24 protein-coding genes are annotated in these 24,317 nt (G+C 63.2%); 9 read left to right on the top strand and 15 right to left on the bottom strand.

Annotated elements, in window-relative coordinates; translation table 11 throughout:
- Positions 1 to 645 precede the first annotated feature (645 nt).
- The 11 genes from lpdA to mdh all read right to left on the bottom strand — a co-directional run bounded on the left by lpdA (position 646) and on the right by mdh (position 12,519).
- Entirely contained in the window at positions 646 to 2,052 is a 1,407-nt protein-coding gene (gene lpdA, locus NKI96_RS25520; RefSeq protein ID WP_023683872.1) for a dihydrolipoyl dehydrogenase, read from the bottom strand.
- A gap of 23 nt (positions 2,053 to 2,075) precedes the next feature.
- A complete protein-coding gene (locus NKI96_RS25525; RefSeq protein ID WP_023683871.1) occupies positions 2,076 to 2,831 on the bottom strand; it encodes an SDR family oxidoreductase in 756 nt (251 codons plus the stop codon).
- A complete protein-coding gene (locus NKI96_RS25530; RefSeq protein WP_023736766.1) occupies positions 2,828 to 3,334 on the bottom strand; it encodes a hypothetical protein in 507 nt (168 codons plus the stop codon). The genes NKI96_RS25525 and NKI96_RS25530 overlap by 4 nt, the downstream gene beginning before the upstream one ends.
- Positions 3,331 to 4,068: a DUF4241 domain-containing protein gene (locus NKI96_RS25535; RefSeq protein ID WP_050485860.1), complete on the bottom strand. Its 738-nt coding sequence runs from the start codon at positions 4,066 to 4,068 to the stop codon at positions 3,331 to 3,333. Before NKI96_RS25535 ends, NKI96_RS25530 begins: the two co-directional genes overlap by 4 nt.
- Positions 4,069 to 4,084: 16 nt before the next feature.
- Positions 4,085 to 5,377, bottom strand: coding sequence for a 2-oxoglutarate dehydrogenase complex dihydrolipoyllysine-residue succinyltransferase (gene odhB / locus NKI96_RS25540; RefSeq protein WP_023670535.1), 1,293 nt, complete (start codon positions 5,375 to 5,377; stop codon positions 4,085 to 4,087).
- A 48-nt stretch (positions 5,378 to 5,425) separates the two neighbouring features.
- Complete coding sequence (locus tag NKI96_RS25545; protein WP_352806814.1) at positions 5,426 to 8,413, bottom strand: 2-oxoglutarate dehydrogenase E1 component; 2,988 nt, start codon at positions 8,411 to 8,413, stop codon at positions 5,426 to 5,428.
- A gap of 128 nt (positions 8,414 to 8,541) precedes the next feature.
- On the bottom strand, positions 8,542 to 9,447 hold the full coding sequence (gene sucD, locus NKI96_RS25550; protein WP_023687695.1) for a succinate--CoA ligase subunit alpha: 906 nt from the start codon (positions 9,445 to 9,447) through the stop codon (positions 8,542 to 8,544).
- Positions 9,448 to 9,459: 12 nt separating this feature from the next.
- Positions 9,460 to 9,957, bottom strand: coding sequence for a DUF1579 family protein (locus NKI96_RS25555; RefSeq protein WP_023752711.1), 498 nt, complete (start codon positions 9,955 to 9,957; stop codon positions 9,460 to 9,462).
- A 2-nt stretch (positions 9,958 to 9,959) separates the two neighbouring features.
- Complete coding sequence (locus NKI96_RS25560) at positions 9,960 to 10,331, bottom strand: cupin domain-containing protein (RefSeq protein ID WP_023670539.1); 372 nt, start codon at positions 10,329 to 10,331, stop codon at positions 9,960 to 9,962.
- A 6-nt stretch (positions 10,332 to 10,337) separates the two neighbouring features.
- Entirely contained in the window at positions 10,338 to 11,531 is a 1,194-nt protein-coding gene (sucC, locus tag NKI96_RS25565) for an ADP-forming succinate--CoA ligase subunit beta (RefSeq protein WP_023687692.1), read from the bottom strand.
- A gap of 19 nt (positions 11,532 to 11,550) precedes the next feature.
- Complete coding sequence (gene mdh, locus NKI96_RS25570) at positions 11,551 to 12,519, bottom strand: malate dehydrogenase (RefSeq protein WP_023694518.1); 969 nt, start codon at positions 12,517 to 12,519, stop codon at positions 11,551 to 11,553.
- A gap of 233 nt (positions 12,520 to 12,752) precedes the next feature.
- Here mdh and NKI96_RS25575 point away from each other — a divergent pair, with 233 nt between their 5' ends.
- On the top strand, positions 12,753 to 13,181 hold the full coding sequence (locus NKI96_RS25575) for a GNAT family N-acetyltransferase (RefSeq protein WP_352806818.1): 429 nt from the start codon (positions 12,753 to 12,755) through the stop codon (positions 13,179 to 13,181).
- Between the two features lie 208 nt (positions 13,182 to 13,389).
- Here the strand turns inward: NKI96_RS25575 and zapE are convergent, their stop codons facing one another.
- Together zapE and NKI96_RS25585 are read right to left on the bottom strand one after the other, a co-directional pair.
- A complete protein-coding gene (zapE, locus tag NKI96_RS25580) occupies positions 13,390 to 14,574 on the bottom strand; it encodes a cell division protein ZapE (protein ID WP_352806821.1) in 1,185 nt (394 codons plus the stop codon).
- 30 nt (positions 14,575 to 14,604) lie between these two features.
- Positions 14,605 to 15,144, bottom strand: coding sequence for a protease inhibitor Inh/omp19 family protein (locus tag NKI96_RS25585; protein WP_023687689.1), 540 nt, complete (start codon positions 15,142 to 15,144; stop codon positions 14,605 to 14,607).
- A gap of 433 nt (positions 15,145 to 15,577) precedes the next feature.
- Here NKI96_RS25585 and NKI96_RS25590 point away from each other — a divergent pair, with 433 nt between their 5' ends.
- The 8 genes from NKI96_RS25590 (at position 15,578) to NKI96_RS25625 (ending at position 22,707) form a co-directional block, all read left to right on the top strand.
- Complete coding sequence (locus NKI96_RS25590; RefSeq protein ID WP_023726038.1) at positions 15,578 to 16,144, top strand: hypothetical protein; 567 nt, start codon at positions 15,578 to 15,580, stop codon at positions 16,142 to 16,144.
- A gap of 98 nt (positions 16,145 to 16,242) precedes the next feature.
- Positions 16,243 to 16,404 carry a DUF1328 family protein gene (locus tag NKI96_RS25595; protein WP_023671746.1) on the top strand — a complete coding sequence of 54 codons (162 nt, stop codon included), beginning with the start codon at positions 16,243 to 16,245 and terminating at the stop codon, positions 16,402 to 16,404.
- 73 nt (positions 16,405 to 16,477) lie between these two features.
- Positions 16,478 to 17,362 (top strand): diaminopimelate epimerase, encoded by an 885-nt coding sequence (dapF, locus tag NKI96_RS25600; RefSeq protein ID WP_352806825.1) that lies wholly within the window; start codon positions 16,478 to 16,480, stop codon positions 17,360 to 17,362.
- Positions 17,362 to 18,681 (top strand): tRNA (N(6)-L-threonylcarbamoyladenosine(37)-C(2))-methylthiotransferase MtaB, encoded by a 1,320-nt coding sequence (mtaB, locus tag NKI96_RS25605; RefSeq protein WP_352806828.1) that lies wholly within the window; start codon positions 17,362 to 17,364, stop codon positions 18,679 to 18,681. The genes dapF and mtaB overlap by 1 nt, the downstream gene beginning before the upstream one ends.
- Before the next feature lie 12 nt (positions 18,682 to 18,693).
- Entirely contained in the window at positions 18,694 to 20,685 is a 1,992-nt protein-coding gene (gene ftsY / locus NKI96_RS25610) for a signal recognition particle-docking protein FtsY (protein ID WP_352806830.1), read from the top strand.
- Positions 20,686 to 20,746: 61 nt separating this feature from the next.
- On the top strand, positions 20,747 to 21,418 hold the full coding sequence (locus NKI96_RS25615; protein WP_023745428.1) for a septation protein A: 672 nt from the start codon (positions 20,747 to 20,749) through the stop codon (positions 21,416 to 21,418).
- Positions 21,419 to 21,478: 60 nt separating this feature from the next.
- On the top strand, positions 21,479 to 22,099 hold the full coding sequence (locus NKI96_RS25620) for a pyridoxamine 5'-phosphate oxidase family protein (RefSeq protein WP_023683854.1): 621 nt from the start codon (positions 21,479 to 21,481) through the stop codon (positions 22,097 to 22,099).
- Between the two features lie 59 nt (positions 22,100 to 22,158).
- The gene (locus NKI96_RS25625; protein WP_023683853.1) at positions 22,159 to 22,707 is read left to right on the top strand and encodes an NADPH-dependent FMN reductase; all 549 of its coding nucleotides are present in this window, start codon (positions 22,159 to 22,161) and stop codon (positions 22,705 to 22,707) included.
- An 83-nt stretch (positions 22,708 to 22,790) separates the two neighbouring features.
- On the opposite strand, the gene NKI96_RS25630 is transcribed toward NKI96_RS25625, so the two are convergent.
- Together NKI96_RS25630 and NKI96_RS25635 are read right to left on the bottom strand one after the other, a co-directional pair.
- Positions 22,791 to 22,997 (bottom strand): tautomerase family protein, encoded by a 207-nt coding sequence (locus NKI96_RS25630; RefSeq protein ID WP_023683852.1) that lies wholly within the window; start codon positions 22,995 to 22,997, stop codon positions 22,791 to 22,793.
- Positions 22,998 to 23,161: 164 nt separating this feature from the next.
- Entirely contained in the window at positions 23,162 to 24,082 is a 921-nt protein-coding gene (locus tag NKI96_RS25635) for an SMP-30/gluconolactonase/LRE family protein (protein WP_352806833.1), read from the bottom strand.
- Positions 24,083 to 24,317: the final 235 nt, after the last annotated feature.

The raw sequence follows: 24,317 nt of genomic DNA on the forward strand, positions 1-24,317 counted from the left end.
TTTGAAGGCCTAGTATGAACCCGTTCAACGGTTGCGCGTTGAGGGGTGTTGATTGATGCTTTTCATCCACGGAGGACACTTTTATGGCGAACCCTAACGATCCAGCGCCCAGGTCGGGTGGTGGCAGCGGCTGGCTGATTGCGCTGGTCGTCGTCATCCTTGCGATTGTCGCGTACTATGTTTTCGGCAGAAGCGGCGAACATCCTGCACCCGCAGAGCCGCCGGCAGCCAGCACACCGGCGCCCGCACCTGCACCGGCTGAGCCGATGAAGCCCGCCGAACCGGCACCAGCCCCTGCTCCCGCACCGGCTCCTGCGCCAGCCCCGGCACCCGCGCCCGCTCCGGCGCCGAGCCCGTAATCTGGCCAACTGATCTGGCATCTTGATTCCAGCCAAGAACGGCCCGCTGAAAAGTGGGCCGTTTTGTTTGGGGCACCTATCGGCGAGCGTCGCGATTCTTCACCGCCCCCTCTGTCCTGCCGGACATCTCCCCCTCGAGAGGGGAGATCGGCAGTTCACGAACAGCGCCAGGTTAGAAACGTGAGAAACTTGAAAGCTCGCGACGCGGCGGTGAAGTCCAATCTCCCCCGTTGAGGGGGAGATGGCCGGCAGGCCAGAGGGGGGGTGCTGTCCCTCCAGCGTTTCCTTAAATATGGATCGGCTTGAAGAACGTCGCCAGCGCCGCTTCCTTGACCGCTTCCGACATCGTCGGATGCGCGTGGCAGGTGCGGGCGAGGTCTTCCGAGGAGCCGCCGAACTCCATCAGCACCGCCGCCTCATGGATCATCTCGCCGGCGCCGAAGCCGACAATGTGGACGCCGAGCACGCGGTCGCTGGCTTTGTCGGCGAGGATTTTCACGAAGCCGTCCGTGTGCAGCATGGCGCGCGCGCGGCCGTTGGCGGTGAACGGGAATTTGCCGGTTTTGTAGTCGATGCCGGCCTTCCTCAGCTCTTCCTCTGTCTTGCCGACCGAAGCGATTTCCGGGCTGGTGTAGACGACGCTCGGAATGACGTCGTAATTCACATGGCCGGCCTGGCCGGCAATGGTCTCGGCCACCGCCACGCCTTCATCCTCGGCCTTGTGCGCCAGCATCGGCCCGGCGATGACGTCGCCAATGGCGTAGATGCCGGCCACGTTGGTCCTGAGATGCCCGTCGGTCTTGACCCGGCCGCGCTCGTCGACCTCGACGCCGGCTTCTTTCAACCCGAGGCTGTCGGAATAGGCCCGGCGTCCGGTCGAGATCAGCACCGCGTCGGCCTCGATGGTCTCGGCCGCACCACCCTTGACCGGTTCGAACGCAACGGCGGCGCCCTTTTTGGCCTTGGTCACCCCTGTCACCTTGGCGCCGAGCTTGAACTCGAAACCCTGCTTGGAAAGCAGGCGCTGGAACTGCTTGGAGACCTCGCCGTCCATGCCGCCCAGGATGGTGTCGAGGAATTCGACCACGGTGACCTTGGCGCCGAGCCGTGCCCAGACCGAGCCGAGCTCCAGACCGATGACCCCACCGCCGACCACCACCAGATGTCCCGGCACTTTCTCCAGCGACAGCGCGCCGGTCGACGATACGATCACCTTCTCGTCGATGTCGACCTTGACGCCGGGAATGCCGGCGACATCGGAGCCCGTGGCAATAACGATGTTTTTCGTCTCGATCTCCTCGACCTTGCCGTCCTCAGCCGTCACCAACACCTTGCCGGCCGCAACCACCTTCCCGGTGCCACGGAAACTATCGATCTTGTTTTTCTTGAACAGGAAGGCGACGCCATTGACGTTGGCCGAAACGGTCGCGTCCTTGTGCGCCATCATCTTCTTCAGATTGAGTTTCGGCGCCGGTATCTCGACGCCCAGCGCATCGAAGGAATGGCCGGCCTCGGCGAACATCTCCGAGGCATAAAGCAGCGCCTTGGATGGGATGCAGCCGATGTTCAGGCAGGTGCCGCCGAAAGTGGCGTTCTTCTCGACCACCGCGACCTTGAGCCCGAGCTGTGCCGCCTTGATGGCACAGACATAGCCGCCCGGTCCCGACCCTATGATAACGACATCATAAGCCATGTTCGTTTCCCTTAGCTTGGGGCTCAGCGGCCGCCGCTTACATTCAGGATTGCGCCCGTCGTGTAGGACGCTTCATCCGACAAAAGATAGAGAACGGCATGCGCGACTTCATCCGCCGTGCCGGCTCGTTTCATCGGCAGCATGTCGCGGAACCGCTCGACCCGGTCCGGCTGGCCGCCCGAAGCGTGGATCTCGGTGTCGATGATGCCCGGCCGTATCGCGTTGACGCGCACGCCTTCGGTCGCGACTTCGCGCGCCAGGCCGAGCGTAAAAGTGTCGATCGCCGCCTTGGACGCTGCATAGTCGACATATTCGCCGGGCGAGCTGTGTAGCGACGCCGCGGACGAGATGTTGACGATGGCGCCGCCCTGGCCGCCATGCTTGCTCGACATGCGTTTGACCGCTTCGCGCGCGCACAGGAACGAGCCGATGACGTTGATGCGCATCATGCGCTCCAGCCGCGCCAGGCTCATCTCATCGACGCGCGCCTTGACGTCGACGACGCCGGCATTGTTGACCAGCGCGTCGAGCCGGCCATAGGCGCGATCGACGGCTTCGAACATGGCGACGATGTCGGCTTCGACGCCGACGTCGCCCTTGACGGCAAATGCCTCGCCACCCGCCGCCTCGATTTCGTCGACCAGCGCCTTGGCGGCAGCCTCGTTCGAGGCATAGTTGACCGCGACCCGGTAGCGCGCCTTTGCCGCAAGCCGGCAGGTGGCCGCGCCAATGCCACGACTGCCGCCGGTGACCAGAAGCACCTTCTTGGACGCGCTCATTCCTGGCAACCTTTCAGCAGAAACACGTCCCATGGCAGTTTTGAGAAACCGTTCGGGCCGAAGGCCGTCGACATCTGCAGCGACGGCCCGAGATCGGGGAAGATCAGGCTCTGCGGCGCGTCCGTGCCTTCCGCCGCCAGGAGCGCGATGTTGCCCTTGTCGTCGGCGCTGTAGATGACGCCATGCCAGACCGTGCAGGCGGCAAGCTCGTCACCGGTGACGTCGCCGGTCGGGCATTTGTACATCAGCGACCCTTGCGGTCGCGAAACACCGGATGTCCACATGACAATGCCGTCGAGAACGATGCCCTTGTCGAGCACCATCTTGAACGAGTTGGTGACGGTGACCGCATCCGTCGTCGGCCGGAAATCAATGCCGGCCTCGCTTTCGGCATCGCCATAGACAGCAAGCGCCAGCGGGCAGGCGGCATGCGCCTCGTAACCCGCTGCGAGAACAGCCAGCCCGGCCATAAATCCGATCATTGGCGAAGCGATGTTTGTCATGAATTGCTCGGGCTGCTCTCGCGGCCGTCGGCGTTTTCGAGCACCTCGAAATCGGTCATCAAGACCAGCGGCTCGCCGGCCGCATCCAGTCCCCAGAAGGAATAATAGTTCCCATCACCGAAGCCAGTGTCGAACATGGCTATATTAAGCGGATTTCCATCAACCGGATTATCCATGCGGAACTTGTCGAACGAGCATGCAACGTCAGCAAGATAGCTGTCGAGTTCCTCCTGCTCGGACATCAGCGTCAGAACCGACTTGTCCATGAACGAAGCAACATTATCATCGACAATAAATCCAGACTTCCAGGACGATGTGCCGACGTCGCGGACGAAGGCAGCCAACTCCCACCGCACCGGCAAGCCAGTGCCAAACCGCAATACCGCTGCAGCAACACGGCCTTGCGCCTCAAGCAACGTGACTGGATAGCATCCCGGCCTGACCTTACGGCTAAACACAGGCCGTTCCAGCCCGGTAATCAGTGGATCGCAAGCGATGATTTCGCCGGTCGGTAGCTCAAGCTCACCGATCGCGGTGACGATGATCTTCCGCTCCGCCATTTCGGCTTCGCTGAGAGCGAAGACACCGAGATTGCTGCTCGCCGGCGCCGAATCCCATTCAGTCGAGGTCGCCGGCGGAGAGATGGCGGCGGAAGCCGCCGGCCGGGAACGCCTCAATACGCTACCCGCTACTCGACCCAGCTTGAACCCAAACCGCGCCAGCCAGCCGCTCATGACGGATCAGCTCCGATCACAAATCAAGCACCAGCCGTTCGGGATCCTCCAGGCTATCCTTGACGCGGACCAGGAAGGTCACGGCTTCCTTGCCGTCGACGATACGGTGATCGTAGCTCAGCGCCAAGTACATCATCGGCCGGATCACGATCTGGCCGCCGACCACGACCGGCCGGTCCTGGATCTTGTGCATGCCCAAAATGCCGGACTGCGGCGCATTGAGGATCGGCGTCGACATCAGTGAGCCGTAAACGCCGCCATTGGAGATGGTGAACGTACCACCCTGCATGTCGGCGACCGACAGCTTGCCGTCCCGCGCGGCAATGCCCAGCCGGCCGATATCCTTTTCGATCTCGGCAATCGACATTTGGTCGGCATTGCGCACCACCGGCACGACGAGACCCTTTTCGGTGCCGACGGCAACGCCGATATGGGCATAGTTCTTGAAGATGATGTCGGTGCCGTCGATCTCGGCATTGACCGAGGGGATTTCCTTCAATGCGTGCGTAACCGCTTTGGTGAAGAAGCCCATGAAGCCGAGCTTCACGCCGTGCTTCTTCTCGAAGATGTCCTTGTACTTGGTCCTGAGCGCCATCACCGCCGACATGTCGACCTCGTTGAAGGTGGTCAGCATGGCGGCGGTCGACTGCGCTTCCTTGAGCCGGCGCGCAATGGTCTGGCGCAGCTTGGTCATGCGCACGCGCTCCTCGCGCGACGCATCGTCGCCCGAGGACGGCGCACGCACGGCGACCGGAGCCGGTGCGGCCTTCGGAATTTCGGCCGGCTGCGACGGCGCGCCCTTGGAAATCGCGTCGAGCACGTCGCCCTTCAGCACCTGGCCGCGCTTGCCCGAGCCAGAAACCTGGTCGACCGACAGATTGTTCTCGGCGATCAGCTTTGCGGCAGCTGGCGCCGGCGGCATTGTGCGCGGCTCGACCGGCCCGGCATCGCCGGCTATCTTGGCGGTCTCGGCCGCGGCCTGCCTGGTCGTATGTGCCGCGTCGGGGCTCGACGCCTGCGACACAGCTTGCGGCTTGGTCTCCTGCTTGGACGCCGGGGCGGCCGTGGCGACGCCTGCCGAGATCGAACCCAGCAACGCGCCGACGCCGACGGTCTCGCCTTCCTTGGCGGTGATCTCGCCCAGCGTGCCGGCGGCGGCGGCAGGCACCTCCACCGTCACCTTGTCGGTTTCGAGCTCGACCAGCGGCTCGTCGACGGCAATGGCATCGCCGACCTTCTTGAACCACTTGCCTATGGTCGCCTCGGTGACGGATTCGCCGAGAGTGGGAACGCGGATTTCGGTAGCCATTGTGCCTGTTCCGTTTCTTCTCTGTCTGTTCTATTCGCCGGGTTTGTTCTATTCGCCGAGCGCGTCTTCGAGCAGGGCGGCGAGCTGCGCCAGATGCTTCGACATCAAGCCGGTCGCCGGCGATGCCGCCGCAGGACGTCCGGTATAGCGCACCCGCTGGTGCTTGGCGTCGATATGCGCCAGCACCCATTCCAGATAAGGGTCGATGAACGACCATGCGCCCATGTTCTTGGGTTCTTCCTGGCACCACACCATCTCCGCATTGCGGAAACGCGACAGTTCGGTGATCAGCGCCTTGGCCGGGAAGGGATAGAGCTGTTCGACGCGCAGCAGGTAGATGTCGTTGATGCCGCGCTTCTCGCGCTCCTCGTAGAGGTCATAATAGACCTTGCCCGAGCACAGCACGACGCGGCGGATCTTGGAATCCTTGGTGAGCTTGATCGCCTGGTTCTGCAGCAGCTGGGCATCGTCCCACAAAAGCCGGTGGAACGAGCTTTCGCCCGAAATCTCCGGCAGCGTCGATACCGCCCGCTTGTGGCGCAGCAGCGACTTCGGCGTCATCAGGATCAGCGGCTTGCGGAAGTCGCGCTTCAGCTGCCGGCGCAATATGTGGAAGTAGTTCGCCGGCGTGGTGCAGTTGGCGACTTGCATATTGTCTTCGGCGCAAAGCTGCAGAAAGCGCTCGAGCCGGGCCGAAGAATGCTCCGGCCCCTGGCCTTCATAGCCATGCGGCAGCAGGCAGACCAGGCCTGACATTCTGAGCCACTTGCGCTCGCCCGACGAGATGAACTGGTCGAACACCACCTGGGCGCCGTTGGCGAAATCGCCGAACTGCGCTTCCCAGAGCGTCAGCGCCTTCGGCTCGGCCAGGCTGTAGCCATATTCGAAGCCAAGCACCGCCTCTTCCGACAGCATCGAGTTGATGACTTCGTAGCCGGCCTGCGCCGCCGACAGATTGTTGAGCGGGATGTAGCGGGTCTCGTCGCGCTGGTCGTAGAGCACGGAATGGCGCTGCGAGAAGGTGCCGCGTTCTGAATCCTGGCCGGAGAGCCGGATCGGATTGCCGTCGAGCAGGATGGCGCCGAAGGCCAGCGCCTCGGCCGTCGACCAGTCGATGCCTTCGCCGGAGTCGATCGCCTGGCGGCGGTTTTCGAGGAAGCGGATGATGGTCTTGTGCGCCTCGAAACCTTTCGGCACCTCGGTCAGTTTCTTGCCGATGTCCTTCAGCACCTTGACCGGCACCGCGGTCTTGCCGCGGCGTTGTTCGTCCTGGTTGTCGGCGGTGCGCAAACCAGACCAGGCGCCGTCCAGCCAGTCGGCCTTGTTGGGCTTGTAGTGCTGGCCGACTTCCCATTCGGACTCCAGATGGGCGCGCCAGTCGGCCTTCATCTTGTCGAGTTCGGCCTGGCTGATATGGCCCTCGGCGATCAGCCGGTCGCCATAGATCTGCACCGTCGTCTTGTGGTTGCGGATGTTGGCGTACATGATCGGCTGCGTGAAGGCCGGTTCGTCGCCCTCATTGTGGCCGAAGCGGCGATAGCAGAACATGTCCACCACCACCGGCTTGTGGAACTTCATGCGAAATTCGATCGCCACCTTGGTGGCATGCACCACCGCTTCCGGGTCGTCGCCATTGACGTGGAAGATCGGCGCCTCGATCATCTTGGCGACGTCGGACGGATAAGGCGACGAGCGCGAGAAGCGCGGATTGGTGGTGAAGCCGATCTGGTTGTTGATGATGAAATGCAGCGTGCCGGCGACGCGGTGGCCGCGCAGGCCCGACAGGCCGAGGATTTCGGCGATTACGCCCTGGCCAGCAAAGGCGGCGTCGCCATGCAGAAGCAGCGGCAGCACCTTGGCGCGCTCTTCCAGCGGCACGATCTCCTCGCGGCTGCGGCCGAACAGATAGTCCTGCTTGGCGCGCGCCTTGCCCATCACAACCGGATCGACGATTTCCAGATGCGAAGGATTGGCGGTCAGCGACAGATGCACCTTGTTGCCGTCGAATTCGCGGTCCGACGAGGCGCCGAGATGGTACTTGACGTCGCCCGAGCCCTCGACCTCGTCAGGAGCGGCCGAGCCGCCCTTGAATTCGTGGAAGATGGCGCGATGCGGTTTGGCCATCACCTGGGACAGCACGTTCAGCCGGCCGCGATGCGCCATGCCGAGCACGATCTCCTTCATGCCGAGCTGGCCGCCGCGCTTGATGATCTGCTCCAGCGCCGGGATCAGGCCTTCGCTGCCATCGAGGCCGAAGCGCTTGGTACCCTTGTACTTGACATCGATGAACTGCTCGAAGCCTTCGGCCTCGACCAGCTTCTGCAGGATCGCTTTTTTTCCCGTAGCGGTGAAGGAAATCTCCTTGTCGGCACCCTCGATGCGCGCCTGGATCCAGGCCTTCTCCTCGGGATCGGAAATGTGCATGAACTCGACACCGAGCGTCGAGCAATAGGTGCGGGTCAGGATCTCCAGCATCTGCCGGATGGTGCCGAATTCGAGGCCGAGCACATTGTCGAGGAAGATCGGCCGGTCGTAGTCGGCTGCGGTAAAACCGTAATTTTCCGGCGACAGCTCGTTATAGTCCTCAAGCGGCTTGGCGATGCCGAGCGGGTCGAGATTGGCGTGCAGATGGCCGCGCATGCGGAAGGCGCGGATCATCATGATGGCGCGCACCGAATCGCGCGTCGCCTGATGCACGTCGGCATCCGACAGCACGACGCCATTGGTGACCGCCTTGTCCTTGACCTTCTTTTCCAGATGCTTCTCGACGATGCCCCAATTGCCGTCCAGCGCCGACACCAGTTCGCCATTGGCCTGCAGCGGCCAGGACGGCTTTGCCCAGGAAGCGCCCTTGGCGTTCTTGCGCACATCGCCGGCGTCGTCCTTCAGCCCGGCGAAGAAGTCCTGCCATTCGGGGTTTACCGACTCTGGATCATCCTCATAGGAGGCGTACAGCGCGTCGATATAGGCGGCATTGCCGCCATACAGGAAAGAGGTGAGCGAAAATTGGTCGTTGGCCTGATCTTGTCTTGCCATTTTTGTCCGCGGAGCCTGGCTCCGTCTCCTTTTCAAAAGCGAATAGTGAGTAGCGAATAGCGAGTAGGGATTTTTCCCGGGTCGCCCCGTTACTCTCTTTTCCCTATTCGCTATTCACTACTCGCTACTCACTTGGCCTTGATCGCCTCGACCAGCGTCGTGCCCAGACGCGCCGGCGATGGCGATACTTTAATGCCGGCCGATTCCATCGCCGCGATCTTGTCTTCCGCGCCGCCCTTGCCGCCGGATATGACCGCGCCCGCATGGCCCATGGTGCGACCGGCCGGCGCGGTGCGCCCGGCGATGAAGCCGGCCATCGGTTTCCTGCGGCCGCGCTTGGCCTCGTCCTTGAGGAACTGCGCGGCGTCTTCCTCGGCCGAACCGCCGATCTCGCCGATCATGATGATCGACTTGGTCTCGTCGTCGGCGAGGAACATTTCGAGCATGTCGATGAACTCGGTGCCTTTGACGGGGTCGCCGCCGATACCGACGGCGGTGGTCTGGCCGAGGCCGACATTGGTGGTCTGGAACACTGCCTCATAGGTAAGCGTTCCCGAGCGCGAAACAACGCCGACCGAGCCCTTGCGGAAGATGTTGCCGGGCATGATACCGATCTTGCATTCGTCGGGGGTGAGCACGCCGGGGCAGTTCGGGCCGATCAGCCGCGAGGTCGAGCGGTCGAGCCGCGCCTTGACCCTAACCATGTCCATCACCGGAATGCCTTCGGTGATGCAGACGATCAGCGGGATCTCGGCTTCGATGGCTTCGAGGATGGCTTCGGCGGCGCCCGCCGGCGGCACATAGACCACCGAGGCATTGGCGCCGGTCTTTTCCTTGCCCTCGGCAACGGAACCGAAGATCGGCAGGTTTTCGCCCTTGGCGCCGGTCCAGGTCTCGCCACCCTTCTTGGGATGGATGCCGCCGACCATCCTGGTGCCGTGATAGGCCAAGGCCTGCTCGGTGTGGAACGTGCCGGTCTTGCCGGTCAGGCCCTGAACCAGCACCTTGGTGTTCTTGTCGATGAGAATGGACATCGGAGCCCTTTTCTAAAAACCGTTGATCGAGGAAGGCGAAACGCGCCGGTAGACGCCGCTCACCATGTCTTGCCAGCTGTCGCTGCCGGCAGGTTTGAAATGCAGTCGCATCCGGTAGGCATCGGGAGTGTCGAAAATATACGTCACGCGCGCTGAGCCGCGCGGCGATGACCGCTCCAGAATCAGTTCTGCGCCGTTCCATGCACCTGTGGCCGGCGAGGCCGGCATAAAACCCATGGAATCGAACTGATGCATGGTGACGAGGCTGTTTGGCTGGTCGAAGCCGAACACTGAGTGCGACCCGAACGAGACCGTGCCGTCGCGGCGCTGGCGATAGCGCTGCACCACGAACAGGCCGCCGAACTGCGCCTCCGCCAGCACCTCCGACGTCGCCGTGCCGCCATCGGCCCATTGCGTTTCCGCCACCTCTTCCTCGCCGCGCCACGCGCCGACCAGCGCCTGCAGGCGCTGGTGATCGGCCGAGAGCGAGGAAAAGGAAGCCGCGTTCATGGTCAGAGCCGCTTCAGGTCGGTGACGGTGAGGTCGCTCTTGGCATTGCCGGTGTTGAGTGTCGTTGCCGGCTCGAACATCAGCACCACGGGCTCGGCGGTCAGCGACCGCGGCCGGTGCTCGACACCCCTTGGCACGACGATGAAGTCGCCCTCGCCGAGCTCGACCGGACCGTCGCGAAAATCGATGGCGATGCGTCCGCGCAGCACGAGAAAGGCCTCGTCCTCATGCTCATGTGCATGCCAGTCGAAGGTCTCGCCGAACTTGGCGACCTTCGCCTGGCTGTCATTGACGTCGCCGGCGATATGCGGATCGAAGACCTTGGTGATCGTTCGATCCGCCGCCTCGACCAGGTTTATCTTGCGCGGAGGCATTCGCCTTCAGCCCTTCACCGCCGCCACGATCTTCTTGGCTGCGTCGTCGAGATCGTCGGCCGACACGACGTTGAGGCCGCTGTCGTTGATGATCTTCTTGCCGAGTTCGGCGTTTGTGCCTTCGAGGCGCACCACCAACGGCACTTCCAGGCCGACTTCCTTGACCGCGGCAATCACGCCCTCGGCGATGATGTCGCACTTCATGATGCCGCCGAAGATGTTGATCAAAATGCCTTTGACCGCCGGATCCCGGGTGATGATCTTGAACGCCGCCGTCACCTTCTCCTTCGACGCGCCACCGCCGACATCGAGGAAGTTGGCGGGTTCGGCGCCGTAGAGCTTGATGATGTCCATCGTCGCCATGGCAAGGCCGGCGCCGTTGACCATGCAGCCGATATTGCCGTCGAGCGCGACATAGGCGAGGTCGTATTTCGACGCCTCGATCTCCTTCTCGTCCTCTTCGGTGGTGTCGCGCAATTCCATCAGTTCGGGGTGGCGAAACAGCGCGTTGTTGTCGAACGACACCTTGGCGTCCAGCACGCGCAGGCGGCCGTTTTTCATCACGATCAGCGGGTTGACCTCGAGCAGGCTCATGTCCTTCTCGACAAAGGCCTTGTAGAGGATCGGGAACAGCGTGCCGGCATCCTTGGCGGCATCGCCGGTGAGGCCCAGCGCTTCCACCAATATGTCGACGTCGATGGTCGTCACGCCGGCCAGCGGATCGATGGCGCGGGTGATGATCTTTTCCGGTGTGTCGTGGGCGACGCCTTCAATGTCCATGCCGCCCTCGGTCGAGACGACGAAAGCGATGCGGCCGACCGAGCGGTCGACCAGGATCGACAGATAAAGCTCGCGATCGATGTCGGCGCCGTCCTCGATATAGAGGCGGTTGACCTGCTTGCCGGCGGGGCCGGTCTGCTTGGTCACCAGCGTGTGGCCGAGCATCTCATTGGCGTTGGCAACGACTTCGGCAACCGACTTAGCCAGCCGCACGCCGCCCTTTGCGTCGGGCGACAGTTCCTTGAACTTCCCCTTGCCGCGGCCGCCGGCATGGATCTGGCTCTTCACCACATAGAGCGGACCGGGCAGCGCTTGTGCCGCGGCTTCCGCCTCGCTTGCCTTGAACACCGGCACGCCTTCGGCCACCGGCGCGCCAAAGCTCTTCAGCAGCGCCTTGCCTTGATATTCATGGATGTTCATCTGGATGGTCTCCGGAGGATTATTTCGAGGCGAGATGCGGGGCGATCTTGACGCAGGCCTCGGTCAGGCCCTGCACCGTCGCCACCGAAGCGTCGAACATCTTCTGCTCGGCCTTGTTGAGGTCGATCTCGATGATGCGCTCGACGCCGCCGGCGCCGATGACCACGGGAACGCCGACATAGGTGCCCTTGACGCCATACTGACCCGAGAGATGCGCCGCACAAGGCAGCACACGCTTCTTGTCCTTGAGATAGGATTCGGCCATCGCGATGGCGGAGGCGGCCGGCGCATAGTAAGCCGAGCCGGTCTTCAAGAGGCCGACGATCTCGGCGCCGCCATCGCGGGTACGCTGCACGATCTGGTCGAGCTTTTCCTTCGAGGTCCAACCCATCTTGATCAGGTCGGGCAGCGGAATGCCCGACACCGTGGAATAGCGGATCATCGGCACCATGGAATCGCCGTGGCCGCCAAGCACGAAGGCGGTAACGTCCTCGACCGAGACCTTGAATTCCTCGGCTAGGAAATAGCGGAAGCGCGCGCTGTCGAGCACGCCGGCCATGCCGACGACATGGGTCTTGGGCAGGCCCGAAAACTTCTGCAGCGCCCAGACCATGGCGTCGAGCGGGTTGGTGATGCAGATGACGAAGGCCTTGGGCGCGTATTTCTTCAGCCCGGCGCCGACCTGTTCCATGACCTTGAGGTTGATGCCGAGCAGATCGTCGCGGCTCATACCCGGCTTGCGCGGCACGCCGGCAGTGACGATGCAGACATCGGCGCCCTCGATCCCGGCATAATCATTGACGCCGGTCAGCCGGGAGTCAAAACCATCGACCGGCGAAGACTGCGCGATATCGAGCCCCTTGCCTTGCGGGATGCCCTCGGCAATATCGAACAGCACCACGTCGCCGAGGTCCTTGAGGCCGATCATGTGAGCGAGCGTGCCGCCGATCATGCCGGAGCCGATGAGCGCTATCTTGTTGCGTGCCATGTGAGGAAATTTTCCCTTTGTCTGTGACGACGCCCAAAATCCCTGGCGATCTGTTGACGGCGTCGAGGAAGAGGCCGGAATGCTATGGTCTCAGCTAGATTTCGCCGCATCCAGTAGCCCCGGTGGAATATATATTCAATCGATTATTTTCGAGTGAATGATTTCAATCGGTTAGAAACATTGGGACTTACGTAAACGTCAAAGTTTGTATGCCAGCTTGGGAGGTTTACACAATGAACGTGGAAATCAGAAGACTCTATCCAGGCGATGACGCCCTTGTGAAGCGCATCGCCCAAGACGTGTTCGACGAGCCGGTGCGGGCCGACAGGCTTGCCGCTTACCTCGCCTCGCCGGGTCATTTAATGATTGTCGCGCTGGCAGACGGCGTCGTCGTCGGCCAATGCGCTGCCATCATCCACCGCCATCCCGACAAGGTGACCGAACTCTACATCGACGAAGTCGGCGTCTCGCCGGCCTTCCAGCGCCATGGCATCGCGCGAAAGATGCTCGACGCCATGTTCGCGCTCGGCCGCGAGCAGGGATGCGGCGAAGTCTGGGTCGGCACCGAGCCGGACAATGTTCCAGCGCGGGCGCTTTATGAAACGCGCGGGGAGGTGCATGGGCCGGCGGAGTCGTTTGTGATGTATGTGTATGAGCTTTAGGCGTCGGCGGGACAGCGCCCCCCTCTGCCTTGCCAGGCATCTCCCCCACGAGGGGGGAGATCGGACGTCACGCGACCTTTCGCCAATCTCCAATGGCCGCAGGAATGAGCGGAGCGCCGAAACCGCCAATCTCCCCCCGTGTGGGGGAGATGTCCGGCAGGACAGAGGGGGGCGCGAAGGATCACTACATAATGACCTCTTCGAACCCTCAGACCTGCACTTCCGCCTTCGCCTTTTGCCGCTCCGCCCAGTCCTCCAGCCAGTCGCGGCTTTGCATCTCGATCAGCCGCGAGGCCGTGCGCTCGAATTCGAACACCTCGTTGCCGCGCCTGGCCGTATAGAGCTCAGGCGGCGAGGCGTCGGCGCTTACCACCAGCCGCGTGTGATGATCGTAGAGCGTGTCTATCAGGAGGATGAAGCGCTTGGCCTCGTTGCGCTTGCCTTCGCCCAGCACCGGCACGTGATCGATGAAGACGGTCGAGAAGCGGCCGGCAATGGCCAGAAAATCGCGCGCGCCGAGCGGCTTTTCGCAGAGGTCGGCGAAGGAAAACCGCGCCGCATTGCCGGCAGCAGCCGGTATTCTCACCTGCCGCCCCTTGAGCGTCAGCGAGGTCTCGGCCGTCGGCGCTCCACGCGTCATCGCCTGCCAGGCCTCGTCGAGCACACGGTCGGCTTCGGCATCCGCCGGGGTGACATAAACCGGCGTGCGGGCGAGCTTTTCCAGCCGGTAGTCCTTGTCGGCATCGAGCGTCAGCACATGGGCGTGGCGCTCGAGAATGCTGATGAAGGGCAGGAAGAGCTGGCGGTTCAGCCCGTCGCGATAAAGATCCTGCGGCGCGACATTCGAGGTGGCGACCAGAACCACGCCATTGGCGAACAGCGCCGAAAACAGCCGCGACAGGACCATCGCATCGGCAATGTCGGTGACTGAAAACTCATCGAAGCACAGCACCCAGGCCTGTTCGGCAAGCTGAAGCGCGACCGGCGGGATCGGGTCGTCCTCCTTGACGTCGCCGTTCTTGCGCGCCTGCCGGTGCTTCTGGATGCGGTCCTGCACATCGGCCATGAAGTCGTTGAAATGAACGCGGCGCTTGCGCCTGACCGGCAACAGCTCGAAGAACATATCCATCAGCATGGTCTTGCCGCGACCGACGCCGCCATGAATGTAGAGGCCCTTGACGACCTCGCGCGTCTCGCGCTTGCGGGCAAACAGCCAGCCGAGCGCGCTCGACTTGTGCGCCAGCCGCTTGACCGAGATCTCGTCGGTCAGCCGGTCGAGCGCGGCGGCAATGCGCTCCTGCGCCGCATCGCGCTCGATGGCGCCGGTTGCGACCAGATGGTCGTAGCGCTGCCTGACGGTCGCATGGGTCTGGAGGCCGTCACGCAGATGCATCGGTCACGTCGCTGTCTAGGGATAGGCAGCCTATCTTGTAAGCGATATCGGCAAGCCGTTGGTAGTCTGGCCGTCGAATTTCGAACCGCCCGAGGAATAGAGCCGCGCCAGCGTGCCGCCATTCTCGTCATAGAGCGTCAGCTGCTTGCCGGCGACGTTCCACGATTTGATGCCGTCGATGGGCGGCGGGCAATGCAGCGGCCCGGCGCGGAAGCCGGCGCCGAATTTGGTCTGCGGCGTCGCCACCTTGCAGCTCTGTCCGGACACGCTGGCGTTCCAAACGCCGGCAACGCTCGCAGCGGTAAGGTCGGAGGCTCCGGCCGGCGCCGATCCGTCCGGCGGCAGCGAGGCGACCTGCGCGCCTGCCGGCGCGGTCGGGAATTGCGATGGGTCGGTGGTGCCCGGCGCTGCCGGGGGCGGCAGTTGGCTTCCGCTCACCGTGCCGGCGGGCGCGGGCTGCAGCGGGGCGGGCTGCTGGTCATCCATCGATGAAAAACGCGAGGTCGAACAGCCGCTCGCAACGAGCGCTGCCAGCGATACGGCCATCAGCCCGCTTCTCGAAAAAATCATTCCAACCTCCGTCGGATCCGGCTGGGGGGAAGCCGTCCGCACAATCTCACCCCTCACCAAGATGGAGAAGGTGGCGAAATTTCAACCCGATATGGTTAAAATAGGGTTTGCACCACGAATTGTTGTAAATTTGTCGCAAAATGGCTGGCGGACAAAAGGCATGTCTTCGCTCTAGCGCGGTTCCAACCGGTACATTGGTTGCGAAAGCGGCACCGGAGCCCGCAGCAGGTCGGCGCATCGGCGGTCGAGCGCAACTGCCGGCGCAAAACTGACTGAAGCGCTTGAGGCGCAAGGCCTGGCGCGTGAGCGGTTTCGCGCCTTCCGTCCGGGCGAGCTTTGGGACGTTCCCGAGATCGAGCGCGGCTGAAGTCTGCATTTGGCCGTTTACGGCACTGCCGTTTTAGCCGATGGTCTATCGCAACAGGGGGAACAGATGAAATCAATCTTGGCAGTTTTGATCGCGCTGGTAATTTCGACGCCGGCCGCTTTCGCGGGCGAAATCTCCGATCGCGCCGCTGAAGCCGAAAAGGCACTGCAGGCGGGTGATGGCGCCGGCGCGCTGGACAAATTCCGCAGCGCCGAGGACGCTCTGTGGCAAGCGATGCCGCTTGGCGTGCAAAATGTGAAGCATATCCTGTCGGCCAGCGGGTTCGGCGCCTACGCCGAGCGCCCGAACCATGTCTACAAGCCGGGCGAAGAGATTGTGCTTTATATGGAGCCGGTCGGTTACGGCTACGGCTCGGATGGGCTCGGCAACAACCAGATCGCGCTTTACGTTGACCTTACCGTGCTTTCCCAGTCGGGCGAGAAGCTGGGCAGCGTCGAAAAGCTTGGCCGGGTCCAGCTCGCCTCGCGCTCGCATAACCGAGAGATGTTCTTCAAATTAAACGTCTCCCTGGATGGCGTTCCCCCCGGCAAATACCGCGCGGATTTCCTCATGCACGACGAGAACTCGCCAAAGACGGCGCCTTTCACGACCGACTTCGAGATTGCCGAATAGCGCGCCCAGCCGGAAAGAGCCTCGCGGCAACGGAACCAGAGCGCCGCAGATGCGTTCTTAAGCCGGCTGCAGGCCAGTCAATTTGCGAGGCATTGTCCATGATCAAATGGATCATCATTCTTCTGATCGTTGCTGCCGCCGCCAGCCTGCTCGGCATGCCGGCGCTGGCCGGTGCCGCCGCCACCGGCGCGCGCCTGCTGATCGGCATCGTTCTCGTCATCTTCCTGCTGATCGTACTCGGCGTTTTCGCGGTAACCTAGACGCAGCCCACACTGGTAATTCCCGCCCGTTTCCGCCATATAGCGGCGAAACGTACAGGAATTACCTCAGATCATGGCAGGCACTGCCTCCTTCGCCAAGATGAACGGCATCGGCAACGAAATCATCGTCGCCGACATGCGTGGCCGTGCCGATAGGGTCACGGCGGCGTCGGCTGTCGCGCTGAACGCCGATGCGGCGACCAGGTTCGACCAGATCATGGCGATCCACGATTCGCGCACGCCGGGCACCGCCTTTTACATCGACATCTTGAATTCCGACGGCTCGGGCGCGCAGGCCTGCGGCAACGGCATGCGCTGTGTCGTCCAGGCGCTGGCCGCCGAAACCGGCCAGAAGACTTTCACCTTCGAGACCCGCGCCGGCATCCTCAACGCCGTCGAACATGCCGACGGCACCATCTCGGTCGACATGGGCACGCCGCGCTTCGGCTGGCAGGATATCCCGCTGGCTGAGGAATTCCGCGACACCCGCATGATCGAGTTGCAGATCGGCCCCATCGACGCGCCGGTGCTCCATTCGCCTTCGGCTCTCTCGATGGGCAACCCGCACGCCATCTTCTGGGTCGAAAACGATGTCTGGTCCTACGAACTCGAGCGTTTCGGCCCGCTGCTCGAAAACCATCCGATCTTCCCCGAGCGCGCCAACATCACTATCGCCCAGGTAACGTCGCCGGAGACGATGATCATCCGCACCTGGGAGCGCGGCGCCGGCCTGACCAAGGCCTGCGGCTCGGCCGCTTGCGCTTCCGTCGTCGCCGCTGCCCGCACCCGGCGCACCGGCCGCAGCGTTACGCTGATGACGCCCGGCGGCGGCTCGCTGCATGTGGAATGGCGCGACGACGACCACGTCATCCTGACCGGCGCTGCCGAATGGGAGTTTTCCGGCAATTTCGATCCGTCGACCGGCACCTGGGCCCGCGACACCGAAAGCGCGGCCTGATGTTTGCACTTGCCGATACCAAGGGCCCCAACTCCCAAGGCATAGACGTCGTCACCTTTGGCTGCCGTCTCAACACCTATGAATCCGAAGTGATGCGCCGCGAGGCCGAAAGCGCAGGTCTCGGCGCGCTCAAAGGCGGCGCCATCATCTTCAACACCTGCGCCGTCACCGCCGAAGCGGTGCGCCAGGCCAGGCAGTCGATCAGAAAGGCCCGCCGCGAAAATCCGGCGGCGCGCATCATCATCACCGGCTGCGCCGCGCAAACCGAACCGCAGAATTTTGCCGCCATGGGCGAGGTCGACCTCGTGCTTGGCAACGAAGAGAAGCTGAAGGCCAACTCCTACCGCGCGCTGCCGGATTTCGGCGTCAACGACAGCGAGAAGGCGCGCGTCAACGACATTTTCTCGGTGCGCGAGACCGCCGGCCACATGGTCGACGCCATTGAGGGCCGGGCACGTGCTTTCGTCCAGGTGCAGAACGGCTGCGACCATCGCTGCACCTTCTGCATCATCCCCTATGGCCGCGGCAACTCACGCTCGGTGCCGATGGGCGCGGTTGTCGAGCAGGTCAAGCGTCTCGTCGGCAACGGCTACGCCGAGATCGTGCTGACCGGCGTCGACATGACCTCTTTCGGCGCCGACCTGCCGGGCGCGCCGAAGCTGGGAAAGCTGGTGAAGACCATCCTGAAGCAGGTGCCTGATGTGAGGCGGCTGCGGCTGTCCTCCATCGATTCGATCGAGGCCGACGACGATCTGCTGGACGCCATCGCCACCGAGCCCAGGCTGATGCCGCATCTGCATCTGTCGCTGCAATCAGGTGACGACATGATCCTGAAGCGCATGAAGCGCAGGCATTTGCGCGACCAGTCGATCCGCTTCTGCGAGGATGTGCGCAAATTGCGCCCGGCAATCGTCTTCGGCGCCGACATCATCGCCGGCTTCCCGACCGAGACCGAGGAAATGTTTCAGAATTCGATAAAGATCGTCGAGGAATGTGGGCTGACGCACCTGCATGTCTTCCCGTTTTCGCCGCGCGAAGGCACGCCCGCCGCGCGCATGCCGCAGGTCCGCCGCGAATTGGTCAAGCAGCGCGCGGCCCAGCTGCGCGCCGCTGGTGAGGCTGCGTATCGCCGCCATCTGTCGTCGCTTCCCGGAACGCGCCAAACGATCCTTATCGAGCGCGACGGCGTCGGCCGCACCGAAGGGTTCACGCTTGCCGGGCTCGGCACAGGCGCGCCGGGCGAGATCGTCGAGGCAGACATCACCGGCCATGACGGCGTGCGCCTGATAGCGGCCCCGCTCACTGCCCGCGCCGCCTGAGACGATTGAAGCATGGCCGGTTTTTTCAAGAACATATTTTCGTTCGGCAAGAAGGAAGTCGTCGAGGAGCGCATCGACGAAACCGCTCCCCTGCCGCCGATCAAATGGGATGCGCTTGAGGCGCTGAAGCCGGCGGCCGAGCAGGTCGTTCCGGAGTTCTTGAAGCGCGAGGAGCCCGAGCCGCCGACGCCCCACCCTCCCCTCGATGGGGAGGGTCGCCACGAAGTGGCGGGGAGGGGTGAGAGCGCCGACGCCGACGCCACTCACCCCCACCCCCAAGCTTCGCTTGGGGCCTCCCCCATCGAGGGGGAGGTAAAGCCTGCGCCGCAGTCGGCGCCAGAAGAACCGAAGCCCGAACCCACGCCGACCATCCCGCCCGCGCCGGAACCGGTCGTCCCATCCGAGCCGGAACCGTTGCCGGAGCCCGCGCCGGTAGAAGAACCGCAGCCTGAGCCGGAGATACCCGAGCCGCCTGCACCGGAAGAAGTTCCTGCGCCGCCAGCCGTTCCGGAGCCGGCTCCCGAGCCGCAGCCCCAAGAAGTGCCGCCGGCGCCGGCCGAGCCGGAGATCGAACCATCGCGTCCGGAACCGCAGCTGGAGCCCGCTCCCGTCGAAGTGCCGACGCCTGCCGAGACTCCCGCAGAACCGGCCGCCCCGATCGAAGTGCCGCAACCGTCCGCGCCTCCCGCACAGCCTACCTCAGAGGTCAGCGCCGCCCCTCATCCGCCTGCCGGCACCTTCTCCCCGTATAGCCACGGGGAGAAGGACGAGGCGACCCACCCTCCCCTCGATGGGGAGGGTCGACGCGAAGCGGCGGGGTGGGGTGATGGCGCTGACGCCAGCGCAAATCACCCCCACCCCCAAGCTTCGCTTGGGACCTCCCCCATCGAGGGGGAGGTAAAGCGCACTCCGGTCGAAGCCACACCCGCGCCGGTCGAAGTCCGGGCTGCCACGGCGGGGATTGCGCCCATGCCTGAACCGGGTTTTCCGCCGACACCACAGCCGACACCGTCAGTCGGCAAAGTCACCGTCACCAAAAAGGTCGAGCAGAAAGCCGAGCCGCAAAAGGCGCCCGAACCGGCGCCGCGACGCTCCTGGTTCCAGCGCATGCGCGACGGGCTTGCCCGCTCCTCGAAAGAACTCACCGGCAACATTGCCGGCGTCTTCACCAAGCGAAAGCTCGACGAAGAGACGCTACAGGACCTCGAAGACGTGCTGATCCGCGCCGATCTCGGCATGGAAACAGCCTTGCGCGTCACCGATGCGCTCGCCGCCAGCCGCTATGGCAAGGATGTCTCCGACGCGGATGTCCGCACCATCATGGCGGCCGAGGTGGAGAAGGTGCTGGCCCATGTCGCGATGCCGCTGGAGCTCGACCTCTCGCACAAGCCCCATGTCATTCTGGTGGTCGGCGTCAACGGCACCGGCAAGACCACGACCATCGGCAAGCTCGCCGCCAAACTGACCGATGGTGGCCTGTCGGTGATGCTGGCCGCCGGCGATACCTTTCGCGCTGCAGCCATCGAGCAGCTGAAGATCTGGGGCGAGAGGACGAAGTCTCCGGTCATCGCCTCGAAGATCGGCGCGGATGCTGCCGGCCTCGCCTACGACGCTTTCGAACGCGCCAAGGAGGCCGGCTCCGACGTACTGATCATCGACACCGCCGGCCGGCTGCAAAACAAGACCGAACTGATGGCGGAGCTGGAAAAGATCGTGCGCGTGCTGGGCAAGCTCGATCCGGAAGCGCCGCATACCGTGCTGCAGACGGTCGACGCCACCACCGGCCAGAATGCGCTCAATCAGGTCGAGATCTTCCGCAATGTCGCCGGCGTCAACGGCCTGGTGATGACCAAGCTGGACGGCACGGCGCGCGGCGGTATTCTGGTCGCGATCGCGGCAAAGCACAAACTGCCGGTCTACTTCATCGGCGTCGGCGAACAGGTCGACGACCTCGAACCATTCTCGGCCGGCGAATTCGCCAGGGCGATCGCCGGCGTAGCGTAACAGGCAATGATCCCGAAGAGCTGACGGCTTTTTGGACAAGATCATGCGTCAGAAGGAAGTCATGAACTCACCAATCCTCGAACGCGACCCGTCCGATCCGCGAAAGAAGAAAGAAAGCGTCAATCCGCTGCTCAAGCTGGTGCTGGAACTCGGGCCGCTGATGGTGTTCTTCTTCGCCAATGCACGCGGCGCCTGGCTGGTGCAGAAATTTCCTGTCCTGGCCGAATTCGGCGGGCCGATCTTCGTCGCCACCGGCCTGTTCATGGCGGCGACGGCGATCGCGCTGATCGCCTCCTGGCTGCTGCTGCGCACCTTGCCGATCATGCCGATGGTCTCGGGCGTCGTCGTCTTCATCTTCGGCGCGCTGACGCTCTATCTGCAGGACGACGTGTTCATCAAGATGAAGCCGACCATCGTCAACACCCTGTTCGGCGGCGTGCTGCTCGGCGGTCTGTATTTCGGCCGATCGCTGCTCGGCTATGTCTTCGATTCGGCCTTTCGCCTCGATGCCGAAGGCTGGCGCAAGCTGACTTTCCGCTGGGGCCTGTTCTTCCTGTTCCTGGCTCTTGCCAATGAAGTGGTGTGGCGGAATTTTTCCACCGACTTCTGGGTTACCTTCAAGGTCTGGGGCATCATGCCGATCACCCTGTTGTTCACCTTCAGCCAGATGCCGCTGATCCTGCACCATTCGATCGAGGATAAGGCCGAGAAGGTGGAAGAAGCCGGCAAGTAGAGCAATTCCAGGAAAAGTGTGAAGCCGTCCGGAATTGCGTCAGAATAAACGGAGACGGCCATGGAATTCGTCACCACGCGCGATGAACTGAGGACGATCTACAAGACCCCGCGGCCGACCGACACCTCGATGCGCAAGGAACTCAGGGCGCTCGACGGCCACTGCCGCTCTTTCATCGGCAAGAGCCCTTTCGTGCTGATCGGTTCTTCCGACGGCGCCGGCAATGCCGACGTGACGCCGAAAGGCGACAGACCGGGCTTTGCCCTTGTCCTCGACGACAGGACCATCGCCATTCCCGACCGGCCCGGCAACAACCGGCTGGACACGCTGGAAAACATCCTGCTCAACCCTTCGGTCGGGCTGCTTTTTCTCATCCCCGGCATGAACGAGACGCTGCGCATCAATGGCGACGCCCGCATAACCGTCGATGCCGGTTTGCGCGAGCGCCTCACCGTCGACGGCAAGCAACCGCAAAGCGTCGTCGTGGTGAGCGTCAAGGCCGCTTACATGCACTGCGCCAAGGCCTTCATGCGCTCCGAATTGTGGAAGCCGGACAGCTGGCACGACCGCGCGACGTTGCCGACGCTCGGTCAGATCCTGTCCGATCAGATGGCGCATGCCGAAACTGCCGACGATTTCGACCGCTCGCTGGACGAAGCCTACAGCAAGACCCTGTGGTAGATTTCGGGTACGATTCGCCATTGCGGTCCTTTGCCGGTTTTCCCTAGCCCTGTTTCCCCGTGATCGAACTCCTCGCCATCTCCGGCAGCCTGCGCGCCGCCTCGACCAATTCGGCGCTGCTGGCGGCGCTGTCCGCGAACGCGCCTTCGGATTGCCGCGTAACTGTCTATGACGGGCTCGGCCTGCTGCCGATCTTCAACCCGGATGACGAAGGCGAGCGCACACCGGCCGAGGCCATGCGGCTGATCGAGGCCGTCACCAGCGCCGACGGCATCATCGTCTCCTGCCCCGAATATGCCCATGGCGTGCCCGGCGGCATGAAAAACGCTCTCGACTGGCTGGTCTCGCGCGACGCCGCAGTCGGCAAGCCCGCCATGCTGGCCCACGCCTCCGCGCGCTCGCTCTATGCCCGCGCCGCGCTGGCCGAGATCATGCGCACCATGTCGTTCGCGCTTTGTGAGAATGCGGTTCTGGAGATTGCCTTGCTCGGCAAGAAACCGCCGGAGATAGAAGCGATCCTGGGAGAGGACGAGAACCTGCGGGCCATGCGCGAAGCGGTGCAGGTTTTCGCGAGTTTTATACGCGCAAACGTTGCCTCGTCATCCTAGGGCGGAGCAAGGAGCGAAGCGACGCGGCGCAGACCCTAGGATGACGAACGAAAGGGTGCGGCGCACCCCAACGTGCCGCTGTGCTACCCCTTCCGCAACGTCTCGACATCGGTCACACCGACATACCAGTCGCGCGCGTTGACCTCTTCGAACACCACCCAGACGTCGTCATTGCTAAGCCCGGTGGCGTCCATGATCGCCGCCGTGACCTTTTTGGCAATGTCGGCCTTCTTGCCAGCGGGATCAGCGGCGATCACTTCCTTGACGATGCGGATGTTGACGAATGGCATGACGTCCTCCCCTTGAATTGTGTCTGATACCGCCGCCGCTGGGCGGCTTCGAAATCCGCTCCGGCGAACCGCTTGGCGGTGGTTCCGCGGCCGCAGCGCTACAGGCGCCGCCGGCAGGCGCAGAAACGCCATCAAGGGCCGCCAGAGAAGCGTTTCCAGCAGCCTCAATACGTCTTCGCCCCGTTCACCATCAGCCGCACCATGTAGAGCGACGTGGTGCCGGCGATGTAGAGGCAGTTCAGCTTGTTGCCGCCGAACACGCAATTGGCGGTCACTTCCGGCACCTTGACCTTGCCGATCAGCGTGCCGTCGGGATCGTAGCAATGGATGCCGTCGGCGGCACTGGTCCAGATGCGGCCGGCCTCGTCGAGCCGGAAGCCGTCGAATAGACCGGCCGTGCAGTCAGCGAACACCTTCCCGCCCGAGACCTTCTTGCCGTGCTTGCCGACGTTGAAGACCCGCATATGCGCGGGGTTCTGCGCGCCATGGGTGCGGCCGGTGTCGACGACATAGAGATGGCTTTCATCCAGTGAAAAGGCAAGCCCGTTCGGCCGGACCATGTCGGTGATGACGGCCTCGACCTCGCCCGTATCCGGATCGACCCGGTAGACATTGCAAGCGCCGATTTCGCTTTCGGCCTTGTCGCCCTCATAGTCGGTGTCGATGCCGTAGCTCGGATCGGTGAACCAGATCGAGCCGTCGGATTTCACGACCGCGTCATTGGGCGAATTCAGCCGCTTGCCTTTCCATTCGGCCGCGATGGTGGTGACGGAACCGTCATGCTCGGTGCGGCTGACGCGGCGGCCGGAATGCTCGCACGTCACCAGTCGGCCCTGGCGGTCGACGGTGTTGCCGTTGGAATTGCCGGAGGGCTGACGGAAGACGCTGACATTGCCGTCGGTCTCGTCATAGCGCAGCATGCGGTTGTTGGGGATGTCGGACCAGACGACATAGCGGCCGGCGGCGAACCAGGCCGGCCCTTCCGCCCACTGACATCCGGTAAACAGCTTTTCCACCTGGGCGTTGCCGTTGAACAGCCGCGCGAAACGCGGATCCAGAATTTCGTAATAGTCTGCGGTCGCCATGCATTTCCTCCGGGCATCACGTGACGCGCGGATCAAGCCAGCCTGCGGGCGCGATGGCAAGGTGGCGCAGGCGCAATTTGTAAGACAAAAGGTGCCCGGCCGGCATGGCCCGCCAGCCTGTCCGGCCGTTTATGGTGCTGGAGCGCTGTATTAACCCGCTATGCGCCCTGTGCAATGGTGCATTGCAACATCTTCTTTTTGCATCGCACCATTCCTATGTCATGGTGCGAACGAC

It is taken from the genome of Mesorhizobium sp. M0292, from assembly GCF_040321695.1.
In the GTDB taxonomy this organism is placed as follows: domain Bacteria; phylum Pseudomonadota; class Alphaproteobacteria; order Rhizobiales; family Rhizobiaceae; genus Mesorhizobium.